This is a genomic window from Heyndrickxia sp. FW510-T9 (assembly GCF_058781025.1).
Genome location: NZ_JBYSWK010000047.1, coordinates 1 through 13,472 on the forward strand (window position 1 = coordinate 1; position 13,472 = coordinate 13,472).

The 13,472-nt window shown below is 36.1% G+C and carries 13 protein-coding genes, 1 other RNA gene and 2 riboswitches; of the genes, 13 read left to right on the top strand and 1 reads right to left on the bottom strand.

The window, feature by feature from the left end; genetic code table 11:
• Window positions 1–238: 238 nt before the first annotated feature.
• The 9 genes from AC3WJF_RS18395 to AC3WJF_RS18435 all read left to right on the top strand — a co-directional run bounded on the left by AC3WJF_RS18395 (window position 239) and on the right by AC3WJF_RS18435 (window position 8,955).
• Complete coding sequence (locus AC3WJF_RS18395) at window positions 239–1,126, top strand: LysR family transcriptional regulator (RefSeq protein WP_492454806.1); 888 nt, start codon at window positions 239–241, stop codon at window positions 1,124–1,126.
• A gap of 28 nt (window positions 1,127–1,154) precedes the next feature.
• Window positions 1,155–2,366, top strand: coding sequence for an MFS transporter (locus AC3WJF_RS18400; protein WP_492454808.1), 1,212 nt, complete (start codon window positions 1,155–1,157; stop codon window positions 2,364–2,366).
• A 555-nt stretch (window positions 2,367–2,921) separates the two neighbouring features.
• Window positions 2,922–3,563, top strand: a complete 642-nt coding sequence (locus AC3WJF_RS18405; RefSeq protein ID WP_492454809.1) for a GTP pyrophosphokinase — start codon at window positions 2,922–2,924, stop codon at window positions 3,561–3,563.
• 541 nt (window positions 3,564–4,104) lie between these two features.
• A non-coding RNA gene (gene ssrS, locus AC3WJF_RS18410) (6S RNA) lies at window positions 4,105–4,302 on the top strand.
• A gap of 425 nt (window positions 4,303–4,727) precedes the next feature.
• Window positions 4,728–4,829: riboswitch (TPP riboswitch) on the top strand.
• 84 nt (window positions 4,830–4,913) lie between these two features.
• Window positions 4,914–5,016, top strand: a riboswitch (TPP riboswitch).
• Between the two features lie 168 nt (window positions 5,017–5,184).
• The gene (thiW, locus tag AC3WJF_RS18415; RefSeq protein ID WP_492454811.1) at window positions 5,185–5,706 is read left to right on the top strand and encodes an energy coupling factor transporter S component ThiW; all 522 of its coding nucleotides are present in this window, start codon (window positions 5,185–5,187) and stop codon (window positions 5,704–5,706) included.
• 23 nt (window positions 5,707–5,729) lie between these two features.
• The gene (gene tenA / locus AC3WJF_RS18420) at window positions 5,730–6,401 is read left to right on the top strand and encodes a thiaminase II (protein WP_492454813.1); all 672 of its coding nucleotides are present in this window, start codon (window positions 5,730–5,732) and stop codon (window positions 6,399–6,401) included.
• Window positions 6,402–6,473: 72 nt separating this feature from the next.
• On the top strand, window positions 6,474–7,205 hold the full coding sequence (locus AC3WJF_RS18425) for an ABC transporter ATP-binding protein (RefSeq protein WP_492454815.1): 732 nt from the start codon (window positions 6,474–6,476) through the stop codon (window positions 7,203–7,205).
• Window positions 7,192–7,956, top strand: coding sequence for an ABC transporter permease (locus AC3WJF_RS18430; RefSeq protein ID WP_492454817.1), 765 nt, complete (start codon window positions 7,192–7,194; stop codon window positions 7,954–7,956). The genes AC3WJF_RS18425 and AC3WJF_RS18430 overlap by 14 nt, the downstream gene beginning before the upstream one ends.
• A gap of 9 nt (window positions 7,957–7,965) precedes the next feature.
• Window positions 7,966–8,955 (top strand): ABC transporter substrate-binding protein, encoded by a 990-nt coding sequence (locus AC3WJF_RS18435; protein WP_492454819.1) that lies wholly within the window; start codon window positions 7,966–7,968, stop codon window positions 8,953–8,955.
• 87 nt (window positions 8,956–9,042) lie between these two features.
• Here the strand turns inward: AC3WJF_RS18435 and AC3WJF_RS18440 are convergent, their stop codons facing one another.
• A complete protein-coding gene (locus AC3WJF_RS18440) occupies window positions 9,043–9,423 on the bottom strand; it encodes a CopG family transcriptional regulator (protein WP_492454821.1) in 381 nt (126 codons plus the stop codon).
• 180 nt (window positions 9,424–9,603) lie between these two features.
• On the opposite strand from AC3WJF_RS18440, the gene trhA reads away from it, so the two are divergent.
• The 4 genes from trhA (at window position 9,604) to AC3WJF_RS18460 (ending at window position 13,327) form a co-directional block, all read left to right on the top strand.
• Window positions 9,604–10,242, top strand: coding sequence for a PAQR family membrane homeostasis protein TrhA (gene trhA, locus AC3WJF_RS18445; protein WP_492454823.1), 639 nt, complete (start codon window positions 9,604–9,606; stop codon window positions 10,240–10,242).
• Window positions 10,243–10,689: 447 nt separating this feature from the next.
• On the top strand, window positions 10,690–11,181 hold the full coding sequence (locus AC3WJF_RS18450; RefSeq protein WP_492454825.1) for a YbaK/EbsC family protein: 492 nt from the start codon (window positions 10,690–10,692) through the stop codon (window positions 11,179–11,181).
• An 87-nt stretch (window positions 11,182–11,268) separates the two neighbouring features.
• Window positions 11,269–12,096, top strand: a complete 828-nt coding sequence (locus tag AC3WJF_RS18455) for a putative protein N(5)-glutamine methyltransferase (protein WP_492454852.1) — start codon at window positions 11,269–11,271, stop codon at window positions 12,094–12,096.
• A 253-nt stretch (window positions 12,097–12,349) separates the two neighbouring features.
• Window positions 12,350–13,327: a ring-cleaving dioxygenase gene (locus AC3WJF_RS18460; RefSeq protein WP_492454827.1), complete on the top strand. Its 978-nt coding sequence runs from the start codon at window positions 12,350–12,352 to the stop codon at window positions 13,325–13,327.
• Window positions 13,328–13,472 lie beyond the last annotated feature (145 nt).

A 13,472-nucleotide genomic window follows, 5' to 3' on the forward strand; every position in this document is an offset into this window, starting at 1 on the left:
AAAAAAATAATTTTTGATAGCACCTTGAAATCATATATGGATTTACAAGAAAAGTCTCAACGATTCAACCAAAAGAATTTTATAAGTTTCTAGAATGCGAACAGATATAAGCTGTTCTTTTTTTTGTAAACACAATCGATAACCAACATGCATGAATATCATGCAAATATACAATTGGAAGTTATATAAATGGAGGAGTATGATAGTAAGGTAAAAAGTAATTTAGTGAGGTAATGCGATGGAGTGGCATCAAATTCATTATTTTCAAATGGTTGCAGAGACCGAGCATTTTACTCGTGCGGCTCAGAAATTATCTATTTCTCAACCTGCTCTTAGTCGATCGATTTCAAAGCTTGAGGAAGAGCTTGGGGTGCAGCTATTTGACCGAACTGGGCGAAATATTGTTTTAAATAAGTATGGAAAAATGTTTTTACAACGAGTGGAGCGATCTATTCACGAAATTGAATTAGGCAAAGAGGAAATACATGACATGATTCATCCTGATCATGGGACAATCTCATTATCCTTTTTGCACTCTTTAGGGATTAGCTTTATTCCAGGGATTCTGAAAGTATTTTTAAATAAATTCCCAGAAGTAAAGTTTCATTTAAGTCAATCGGGTTCCCATCAAGTTTTCGAGAAGCTTATGACAGGAGAATGCGATATTGCCCTAATATCCTATATGCAGGATGGTAATGAGCTTCAATGGGAATCATTATGGTCAGAGGAATTATTTTTGATTGTTTCTGCAAATCACCCATTTGCTCATTTAGATGAAGTTAATTTGGTTGATATTAAGGAAGAGCCTTTTATTGCTTTTAAAAATGGTTACGGACTACGGACGATTGTTGATAATCTTTGTTCCGAAGCAGGTTTTACACCGAATGTAGCGTTTGAAGGAGAAGAGATTGGAACGGTTGCGGGTTTGGTGGAAGCAAAATTAGGAGTATCTATTGTTCCAGATGTAAAAGTATTGGATAAAAATAAAATCAAACTCATTCGTATAAAAAATCCGGTTTGCATGAGGGAAATCGGGATCACATGGAAAAAAGGAAGATATTTATCGCCTGTGACAGAAAGGTTCATTGAGTTTGTCAAAGGTCTTTCTAAAGTTCGGAAATATTAACATAGTAAAAAGGAGTTAATCAGTCATCATGGGATATATTGAACGTGGTACCGCCAATTTCAAAAAAACAAATTTAGCACTATTTGCAGGCGGTTTCAACACATTTGCCATACTATGGAGTACACAGCCATTACTTCCGGATATTGCGAAGGAGTATCATGTTTCACCGGCAGTTTCTAGTTTAACGTTATCGTCGACCACTATTGCACTTGCAGTTAGTATGCTACTTACAGGTTCACTCTCAGAAGTATATGGGCGCAAATCAGTTATGACAATATCGTTAGTGGCTTCATCGATATTAGCTATATTAACAGCGTTTAGTCCTAATTTTCATTTATTACTTTTACTAAGAATTCTTCAAGGTATCGTGTTAGGTGGATTGCCTGCAATTGCGATGGCTTATTTAGGTGAAGAAATTGAGCCAAAAAGTCTGGGAATGGCAATGGGGTTATATATTAGCGGAAACTCCATCGGTGGTATGGGCGGTCGGATCATCAGCGGTGTGCTGACTGATTATTTTAATTGGAGAATCGCTATTGTTGTCATTGGAATTATCAGTTTACTTGCGAGTCTGTTGTTTTGGTTTACTTTACCGAAGTCAACCCATTTCGAAGCACGAAAATTGGAGATTGGAAAATTAGGAAGGTCTCTAATTAGTCAATTTAAAGAACCGGGATTAATTTATATATTTGTTATTGGATTTTTATTAATGGGAAGCTTTGTATCTTTATATAATTATATTGGTTTTCAATTAATTGCACCACCATATTCCTTAAGTCAAACTTTAGTTGGTTTTATCTTTGTTGTATATTTAGTTGGAACATTTAGCTCCACTTGGATGGGGATGCTTGCTGATAAGCATGGCAGAAGAAAAATCCTCCAAGTTTCACTTGGCATTTTATTAATTGGTGCACTTATTACTCTTAATATGAATATTTGGTTAAAAATTATCGGTATTGCCATCTTTACATTTGGATTTTTTGCCGGTCATTCCATTGCAAGCGGCTGGGTTGGAAAACTTGCATCACATGACAAAGCACAGGCATCCGCACTTTATTTGTTCTTTTACTATACTGGTTCAAGTATAGGTGGAACCCTTAGCGGAAGCTTTTATAGTAATTTCGGCTGGATTGGTGTAATAGGGATGATCGCTATTTTTGCTATTATTGCCGTATTATTCTCGATACGTTTAGCTATGATATCAAAGAGGAAGCTTCAAGTTTCTTCCCATCGTGTGTGAAAAAAGTACCTTCTGAAAATTTTATGTTTACTTATAAGATGTAAAAAAATAACCTATTTAGACGATTAAAATATTAATGCAATTCACGATAAAATGGTTTGGAGTAATTCCAAGCCATTTTATTATTTGTATCGGTTGAATTTTCTATATGGAAGTTGCTAATCTATTATTATTTATTGATGGAAATGTATCTTTTGAATAGGTGAAATTGTCTATTGATAAGGCTGTTTTCGTAAAGTTTGTTGCTTTTTTAGTGTAATTTAACTCTAACATTCTGAATTGATTGTAGCAGAGGGCACTTGACTCCTGCGGGAAAAAGAGGGAAGTGGGAGATCTCACAAGCGGTAACGCCGAGGAGGGTCATCCCTCCCCGCGGAAAGCAAGTGCCTAGAGCGGAAATCAACATGCGAAAAGAGCCTTTAGATACAATGGTTTGGGGGTTTCAGACGTAGGATCTAAATAACAAGAAAAAGTAAAAAATCTTCTATCCGAACATTTTTTTACTTCGAATCATCTGTGTTATGATATTAGAATAATAACTGGAGGGTTGTGGACATGCTGAAAGAAAAGATAAAGATCGAGGTTATTCAAAAAGTAATAGACAATTGGAGAGGATTCTTTCTGCCATACCAAATGGTATTACACGAATTAGAAAGTGATTTCAAGATTATTGACTTAGAGTGGAAAACACAACATGGCTATTCCCCTATTGAACATATGAAAACACGTATGAAAACAATAAAATCTTTGGTGGAGAAAATTCAAAAAAAAGAAATTCACTTAACACAAGAAGCGGTAAGGAATGAAATAAGAGATATTGCGGGTGTTAGAATTGTAACAAGTTTTATTGAAGACGTGTATATGCTAAAGGAGCATATTGAGCAACGTGAAGACATTCGAGTGATACGCGTAAAGGATTATATTCAGGACCCAAAAATGAGTGGATATAAAAGTCTGCACCTGATTGTAGAAACTCAAGTCATCCTGTCCAAAGAAATATTATGGGTTCCTGCAGAATTACAAATTCGTACATCCGCTATGGATTTTTGGGCATCCACGGAACATAAACTAAACTATAAATATCAAGGCGAGACTATACCTGAAGAAGCTAAAAATCAGCTCATAGAGCTTGCTAAAACTTCTTTCTTAATGGATAAGGAAATGTCAAGATTAAGAGGAAAATTACTATCCAATTAAGTAAACGAAGAGACATAAATCCCCGAATCGTGACACTTTCCTCGTTCATTTTCGTGAATAAACGCATTATTTTCTTAAATTTAATTCTTACAAAAATAATTGTCTTTAGGATAGTTATTGTGAATTTAAAAGGGACTTCGCTAACATGACTGCTTTATAATTACGGTTGATAAATACAGCAATATATAAAATTCAACGTTACGAAAAATTAATCGGATATCAAAATGAGCTAGATTATCTCAAGCTCATTTTTTATTTGGCTGTCTTCGTAAAGTTTTTGCTTTTTTAGCGTAATTTAACTTTAACAATCTGAGGTCCTGCAGGAAAAAGAGGGAAGTGGGAGACCCCACAGGCGGTAACGTCGAGGAGCTCCATCCCTTCCCGCAGAAGCAAGTGCCTAGAGCGGAAATCTACGTACAAACTTTATATCCTTAAAAAGACACAAGGGTTTCAGCAAGTTCAAAGACTTCCGATTCATTATTAAAAATTGAGTGGAAAACCTTTCATTTGATTTTTTATCAAAAGGGGAGTAATATAATAACACAAGCTGCGTTGTACGTAATCATAATAAAGTTTTAACCTTTGAGCTGTAACAGGGAGTTTAATATCGGAACGGGAATGACAGGCCTTTGTCTATACGACATGGAGGACACGCAGAAACGTTTCTGAGAACACCCACTTTGAGGAGTGGTGGTTTAAAACTTTCTTATCATTAAATTACGGCAAAGGCGGCTCCTTACATAATGAACCAAGCTAGTTTCTAAGCGAAACTGGCTTTTTTTGTTTTTATAGTAATGAATAGAGCAATGAACTTAGCTAGTTTTCTTATGGTGCTTAACCTTTGCAAAATGAAGTTGGTACAATGCAAATAATTGAGGAAATAATATTGCAAATTTCGTGAACAATATGTTGGATTTTGGATATTATAAACTAATAAGTTGCATTAAACCAACAAATTTGAATGAATATAAAAAATATGAAAGGAGTGTTATCATGAAAGAAGTAGAATTACGGAAACAAACTACTCAAATTTCAACTAAATTTATGAAAGAAAGATCTAAAAGATTGATGATCACCTTATCACCCATGGTTATTTTACTAATATAATAAAATTTGTTCTTTTCTTTTCTAAAATATGTGCTACTATATGTATATAAATGAATATTTGATCACTAGGGGAGTCTGAATAGACTGAGACGGATATGATCTGGACCCTTTGAACTTGATCCAGTTAGTGCTGGCGTAAGGAAGTGCATGATTTTATAACGATAACATTCTTTTTATCATTGTAAATGCAACCCGTCCTTGCGTGAAAAAGGGCGGGTTTTTTGCGCATTCCAATTAAATATTAATATTTGCTAGGGGAGCCGAGTGGCTGAGAGAAATCGTTGGATTGAAACCCTTTGGACCTGATCCAGATAGTACTGGCGTAGGGAAGCGGTCGATTGATGTTGGTTTATACAACTTAGATTAAAACCGCTTTCTTATTAGAAAGCGGTTTTTTTTCCCATATTAGTGATTATTGTTGATTTATAGCCTTATGAATACATGTGAACGTGTACGCATAAGACGTTAAAAATGTTTTTAAATTTTAATAAGCAAAATGGAGGAGTTCTTTATTATGAGTAAGGTAAAAAAAATGACATTAACTTGTGTGATCATTGCCATCACCACATTAACTAGCAATATGGTGTATATTCCAGTTGGTTTTGCAAAGATATTTCCTATTCAGCACATGGCAAATGTTTTAACGGCAGTTCTCTTAGGACCGATGTATTCTGTTGCACAGGCATTTATTGTATCCCTAATTCGGAACATGGCGGGGACAGGTTCGATTTTCGCTTTTCCAGGAAGTATGATTGGTGCCTTCTTATCCGGAATTTTGTTCATGAAAACGAAAAAGCTTTTGTGGGCATTTGCTGGTGAAGTAGTAGGGACTGGTATTATTGGTGCTATTTGTTGCTATCCGCTAGCCACACTTATCCTTGGTCAAAAGGTAGCTGTTTTTGGATTTATCCCGGCATTTATCGTTAGTTCTTTTGGAGGTGCGGTTATTGGAATAATTGTTTTAAAGGTGTTGCTGAAGAATCAAGCACTTCAAGGATTTATTCGCAAATATAGCATTTTCAATCGTGAGCTTTAATTCACAGGAAGGAGCGATGAAAAATGACTTTTTCCGAAAGGTTATTTCATAATGTTCAACCAATCTGGAATCAAAATCACCAGCATCCGTTTGTACAAGGAATAGGGAGTGGGACACTTTCAAAAGAATTGTTTAAAGAATATATGAAACAAGATTATGTATATTTGATCCAATATGCAAAGCTCTATGCCATTGGTGTTCAAAAAGCAAATGATCTTGTATCAATGACAAAGTTCTCTCACCTATTACATAACATTCTACATTTTGAAATGAATGTACATCGGGAATATGCTAGTCAGTTTGGCGTTACAGTGGAAGAACTGGAGCAAACAAAACCGACTCCAAACAATTTAGCGTATACGAGTTATATGTCTAGTGTTGCCCAAAATGGAACGCTTGCGGAGTTAATTTCATGTTTGCTGCCTTGTGCGTGGGATTATTGGGAAATAGGAAAGCATCTAAAAAAACAATATGGATCTGGGTTGGAACATAATCCGTATAAAACTTGGATTGAAACATATTCCTCCGATCAATTCGGTTCCATTGCCCTTTGGTTAATCGAGTTATTAGACGAAATAACTTTAGGGAAATCAGAGGAGGAACTAGCTGTACTGGAAAATCATTTTCAAACTACATCAAAATATGAATATTTATTTTGGGAGATGCTTTATAACGGTCAAGATTGGCCGTTATAGAAGAATCCTTTCTTATACATATTCATTCTAGGTAGATGGAAAAAAGAGCTTTTCAAGAAGGGAAACAGTAAAATGACACTTCAATTGGATAAGGTTTCTTTTACCTATGAACATAATCCAATCATTAGCAATTTTTCTTTAACGGTATCAAAAGGAGAGTTTGTTAGTTTAATAGGAAAAAGCGGTTCAGGCAAAAGCACTATCTTAAAACTAATCGCCGGCCTGCTTCAACCGGAGATGGGACAAATTTTGATAAATGGAGTGATTCCGACTCCTGGAAGCTCCGGATATATGCCACAGCAAGATTTACTTCTTCCGTGGAGGACTGTATTAGAAAATTTAATGCTGTGTTCAGAAATTCGAAAGGGAAATTCTTATACAAAGGAAGAAGTAAGAGACTGGCTTCAGAAAACGGGACTTACAGAATGGGAAAATGCGTTACCTAAACAGCTTTCTGGCGGAATGAAGCAACGTATCGCTTTTTTGCGTACCATTTTGACAGGGTCAGAAGTACTGTTATTAGACGAACCATTCGGAGCGCTGGATGCTTTTACAAAGCGGGATATGCAAAAATGGCTGCTTTCTATTTGGCAAGAACTCGACAAAACGATTCTTTTTATTACACACGACTTAGAAGAAGCGATTCTTTTAAGTGATAGAATTCTTATTCTTCATCCACAACAAGGAGTGGAGGAATTCAAAGTAGATTTACCTAGACCGAGAGAAGCAGAGATGATTTATACAACAGAAATGGTTGAATATCGTCAAGAACTAGAGAGAAGGATTACAGATGGACTGGTTTAAACGTTTTAGACAACAATACGGTTTATTTATCATCGTTTCCATTCTTTGTTTGTTGATTTGGCAGTATCTCGTACATTCAGGTAGAATCCCCTCGTTTATCATTCCAACACCTATATCGATTGTGCAAATGATGATACATTACCCACATGAATTATTTGTCGTTCATTTAGGAGCAACACTAAGAGAAGTTTTAATAGGTTTTTTTCTTGCACTTATTGGAGGTATTGGAATAGCCGTGACCATGTATTTTTCAAAGCCAATTGAGAAAGTAATGTATCCGATTGTCCTTATCTCACAAACGATTCCTATTATCGCTCTTTCTCCAATTTTTATTCTTTGGTTTGGCTATAGCCTTTGGAGCAAGGTGGCGGTAACTATTTTAATTTGTTTTTTTCCAATCGTATTAAATTTTTATGATGGGTTAAAGCAAGTGAACAGGGAATACAGCGATTTACTACAAACAATGGGTGCAACTAGATGGCAGCGATTTGTGAAGATCGAAGTTCCATTCGCTTTGCCTTATTTATTTTCCGGTATGAAGCTGGCAGTTGTTTTTGCGGTTGTTGGTGCGACGATTGGAGAATGGCTTGGTGCAAGTGAAGGATTAGGATATTACAGCCGAAGAATGTCCGGGAATTTAAATGCAGAAGGGGTTTTTGCAGCGGTAACCATTCTTTCCATACTTGGAATGGTACTGTTTATCATTATGAGTTTAATAGAGCGAAAAATATTATCTTGGAATAGGAAATAGGTGATATTAATGAAAATATGTTTAAAATTACTGATAATATGTGCCCTTGTTTTGCTTGGAGGATGCACACAAGGTCATGGAGCAAATACAAAAGACGGTTTACAAAAAATTAGCATTATGTTGGATTGGTATCCAAATGCGGTGCATTCAGCTATTTATACAGCAGAAGCAAAAGGCTATTTTGCAAAAGAGGGCTTAGATGTTGATATCAAAATGCCTTCCGAAACTACTGATCCATTGAAGCTTGTTGCCGCTGACAAGGTAGACTTAGCGATAAGCTATCAGCCACAGGTTGTAATGGCAAGAGCAGAAGGAATTCCTGTAATTTCTATAGCAGCACTTGTTAGGCAACCATTGAATTATTTAATGGTGCCGAAAGAAAGCGGAATTACGAGACCAAAAGAATTAGAGGGAAAAAATATTGGGTACTCTTCCTTGGAGTTCGAACAGGCTGTTTTACAAACAATGGTAAAATATGATGGTGGAAATCCAGATAAAGTAAAGACAACAGATGTTGGATTTGATCTTATTCCAGCTATAACAACAAAAAAAGTGGTTGGAATTGACGGAGGATATATTAATCATGAGAAAATCCTTCTTGAGAAAGAAGGTCATCCAGTCAATGCTTTTAATCCCGCTGATTATGGTGTGCCTAATTACTACGAATTGATTTTAATTACGAGTGAAAAAGACTGGACCAAAAAGAAATCCACAATCAAAAAATTTTGGAAGGCAGTCGCAAAAGGTCAAGCAGATGTAACGAAAGATCCAAGTGCTGCATTAAAGACACTTTATAAACATGAGGATTCAACATTTCCACTTGATCATCAGGTAGAAACGAAAAGTCTAAATATCCTCTTACCTATAATGAACAGTAAGACGGAGAGCTTCGGATATCAGGAACAATCTGTATGGACTAACATCTCGAATTGGTTATACGATAAAGGCATGTTGAAACAGAAAATAGATGTGAAGAAAGCATATGTTAATATGGATTAATTATGTTTATTGTCGGACTTCCTTTTTAGGTTGCATGCTAATAATGCATTTTTAAGCAGAAAAGACCTCATCTCGAGGTCTTTAAACTTATATATTGTAAAGTTTTTTTAATTCAGGTTTCCCCTTAAAAACACCGGAAATCTTAATGGATTTAATCGTCTTTTTCGCTAAATCTACATCAATATCATCATCTAAAACAAGCATTCCAATCACTTTGAGGTCCAACATTTTGTTTTCTGCAAATAATCGTGTAAGCGTATTTTTATCGTATCGGCTTATTCCGAGAACATAAGATTTACTTGTAATAACCGATTCAACCTCTTTTGAATATGTTGATAACTGATTTCGAACAGAGGTCTTAATAAAATCAGTGCGATTTGAAAAAAATCCTTGTTCCACTAATAAATCTACTTTTCCTAAATCTACAACATTCATATTAATAGTAATCTTTTCTGTTATTTCTGCCATCCTCATACCATCCCCTTACCATCTAAAATACATATAATTATCTTAACACAGATGAATGTTCGAATAAATAGAAAATACAAATAATTAATAAAGGAAATTTATTAATTTGTTTGTTATAGTAAAAATACTAAAATTTAAAATGTAAGGTACAATAAAAAGAAACAGAAAGGAATTGGTGAAATGGCAGCTACTCATACATTCTCAAAAGGAGAGGAAATTGCAAATTCCATTACCCATGGAATAGGTGCCGTTTTAAGTATAGCTGGTCTTGTTCTACTAGTTTGCTTTTCCGCTATCTATGGAAATGCGTGGCAAATTGTCAGCTTTACTGTCTTTGGATGCACCATGCTCTTTCTATATTTGTCTTCTACACTTGTCCATTCATTGAGAAAAGGTAAAGCGAAGGACATATTTGAAATTCTAGACCATTCGGCCATTTACTTTTTCATTGCAGGTACTTACACACCATATTTATTACTAATTGTTAAAGGTTGGGAAGGTTGGACGATGTTTGGAGTCGTGTGGGCGTTAGCCGTATTGGGTACCCTTTTCAAATGTTTTTTTGTGAAAAAATATCTCTTTACATCCACGTTACTGTATATTTTAATGGGCTGGTCAATCGTTATAATATGGAAACCAATTATTATGAATTTGAACCCGGTCGGATTACATTTGCTAATTGCCGGTGGAATTGTCTATACACTTGGATCAGTTTTTTATGTATGGCGTGGATTCAAGTATCATCATGCAATCTGGCATGTATTTGTTATGGCAGGTTCGGCTTGTCATTTCTTCGGAATATTGTTGTACCTAAAATAACTTTAACAAAACTATTATTCATAGTAAAAACAAGTTTATTTCAAAAGAAAAACACATGAAAATACGTTTTCATGTGTTTTTTATGGGAAGTTTTTTGAGTGAGGAAATAACGTCTTGGAGTTTTGAAGATGGGTAAAAATACCCTTAACTAATTAACTTTTTACTATTAGATAAAGGCGCTTTCCCCGTTTTTGGCTTCCAATTTTTTAGTCTATCTTTCAAATAATCTTTAAGAACAGCCCGTTTTTTTCTGATTTTCTTAGTTCGATTTTTCAATGGAAAGTCACCACCCTTTACAAAAAAGTATTCTTCTTTTTTATTATACCCTTTTTTGCCACTTTATCCTATATGACAAAAGTACAACCCAAAAGTTATTTTTTGAGAATCGCTGACGGATTAAATGTATGGTATCATTTTTCTTAACATTATGAAGAAAGGATGATCACTATGTCTTTGGAAAGTGTACAGGCTCATTTTAAACAATGGAACCGTAAAGAAGATGTAATGGAATTCGCAACTTCTAGTGCGACTGTTGAATTGGCGGCAGAAGCGATTGGCGTAATGCCAGCACGGATTGCAAAAACCATTTCTTTTCGAGGTGAAGGGGGCGGGAAGGCAATCTTAGTTGTCGCTGCAGGAGATACAAAGGTGGATAACAAAAAATTCCGGCAACACTTTGACTTTAAACCAAGAATGCTTAGCCCAGATGAAGTATTAGAACAAACAGGACATGCTATTGGTGGAGTTTGTCCTTTTGGATTGAAAAAGGAGTTAGATGTTTTTCTAGATATTTCATTGAAGCGGTTCACTAGCGTATTTCCTGCGTGCGGAAGTGCAAATTCAGCTATTGAATTAACGAATGATGAATTATGGAAATACTCTTCTGCAAAAAAATGGATCGATGTATGTAAAGGATGGGAAGAGGAATTAGTGATGTAAAATGGAGGGGGAAATTTGAGTTTAAGGAACTGGGGAATGGTGGGCATAAAATATTACCAAGGTAGTAATGATAGTATGAATGGCAACATGTCTGAAAAAAAGAGCGAATATTTTGATAAGGAAGATTCGAATGTAGACGACAGTGTATTTCCCAATATCGTTAACAAGCTGAGGGGAGCAGGTTGTGTTTTTGCTGAAGAGGAGGCAAAGATGCTAATCTCTGCTGCCGCAAATAATGCCGAACTAATGAGTATGGTGGAAAGTCGCATCTCAGGCTTACCAATTGAACATGTAATCGGCTGGGCAAATTTTTGTGGAATAAAGATTGAAGTTGATCCCGGGGTCTTCGTACCACGCCAGCGTAGTGAGTTTCTTGTACACCAAACGATTGAATTTTTACAACCAGGAGCTACAGTGGTGGATCTTTGTTGTGGTTCAGCTGCTATTGGTGTTGCGGTTGCATCTTCTATAAAAGATATAAAGCTATATGCTACGGATATCGACCCTATTGCAGTAAAGTGTGCTCGACGCAATGTCGTTAAGGTAGGTGGTAAAGTATTTGAAGGTGATTTATTCGATCCTCTACCTAAGGTACTGCATGGAAATGTTGACATACTAGTCGCAAATGCGCCTTACGTACCGACAGAATCGCTGAAGTTTTTACCACCTGAGGCACGTATACATGAGGCAAGAATGGCTCTTGATGGTGGGAAGGATGGGCTTGATGTCCAGCGAAGGGTTGCATCTGAAGCTAACTTTTGGCTCGTTTCAGGTGGGCATTTACTAATAGAAACTAGTGAGCGGCAGGCTTCCATGACTGCTGAAATTTTCTCGGAGTATGGATTAATACCGAAAATTATGCGTTATGAAGAACTAGACGCTACTGTGGTGATCGGAAATAAGGAAAAGGATTGAAAGCCCATTCTATATGTAAAAAAAGCGTCCTAATGGTTTTTTCCTACCATTAGGATATTTCTATGATGTTATTCTACTTAATTCCAAGCTGAGCTTAACTGGAAAAAATCAATATCTTTACAGAATATACAATCTGTGATAAATTTATCTCGAATTCAAGATATTTTTTATTTCGAAGTAAATTGTACTATAGTTGCTCAAAGATTCGGCAATAATATATAAATAATATACGGAAAAATAGGAGGAAATGATAATGCATGAGTTAAAAGGAATACATCATGTAACAGCCATAACAAGCAGTGCAGAGAAAAACTATGAATTTTTCACATATGTTTTGGGAATGCGGTTAGTGAAAAAGACGGTGAATCAAGATGATATTCAAACATATCATTTATTCTTTGCAGATGATAATGGTAGCGCGGGAACCGATATGACATTTTTTGATTTTCCTGGAATTCCAAAAGGAACACACGGAACGAACGAGATTTCCAAAACTTCATTTCGAGTTCCAAATGATGCAGCGTTAGAATATTGGGTAAAACGCTTTGATCGCTTGGAAGTTGATCATACAGGAATTAAAGAACAATTTGGTACGAAAACATTATCTTTTGTCGATTTCGATGATCAACAATATCAATTGATTTCTGATGAACATAACAATGGTGTGGCATCTGGTACACCTTGGCAAAAAGGACCGATTCCACTAGAATATGCAATCACAGGTCTTGGGCCAATTTTTGTCCGAATTGCTGATTACGGCTATTTTAAAGAAATGCTAGAAACTGTTCTTGGTTTCAAAGAAATTGCCCAAGAAGATTCCTTCCATTTGTTCGAAGTAGGTGAAGGAGGAAATGGTGCACAAGTTGTTGTAGAACATAATGTGATTCTACCTCCAGGTCGCCAAGGATTTGGTACTGTTCACCATGCAGCCTTCCGAGTGGAGGATCGCTCCGTGTTAGAGGAATGGATTGAAAGGATGGATAACTTCGGATTCCACACATCCGGTTTTGTCGATCGCTTCTTCTTCCAATCATTATATGCAAGAGTAGCTCCACAAATCCTGTTTGAATTTGCGACTGATGGACCAGGATTCATGGGCGATGAGCCTTATGAAACATTAGGAGAAAAATTATCCTTGCCACCATTTTTAGAACCGAAACGGGAGGAAATTGAAAGCTATGTCCGTCCAATTGATACGGTAAGAAGTACCATTGAGTTTGTGAAGGAATAATTGATTCATTACCAGTGCTATCTTAAGTGGCACTGGTTTTTGGTTTATTTGATGGTTTTTTTATAATTGCAAGTTAGGCGCACGAAACACAGGGCAAGGGTGGTAAAGGGGAACCAAAAAGCAGGATAGGTGCCCGAAACTTGGG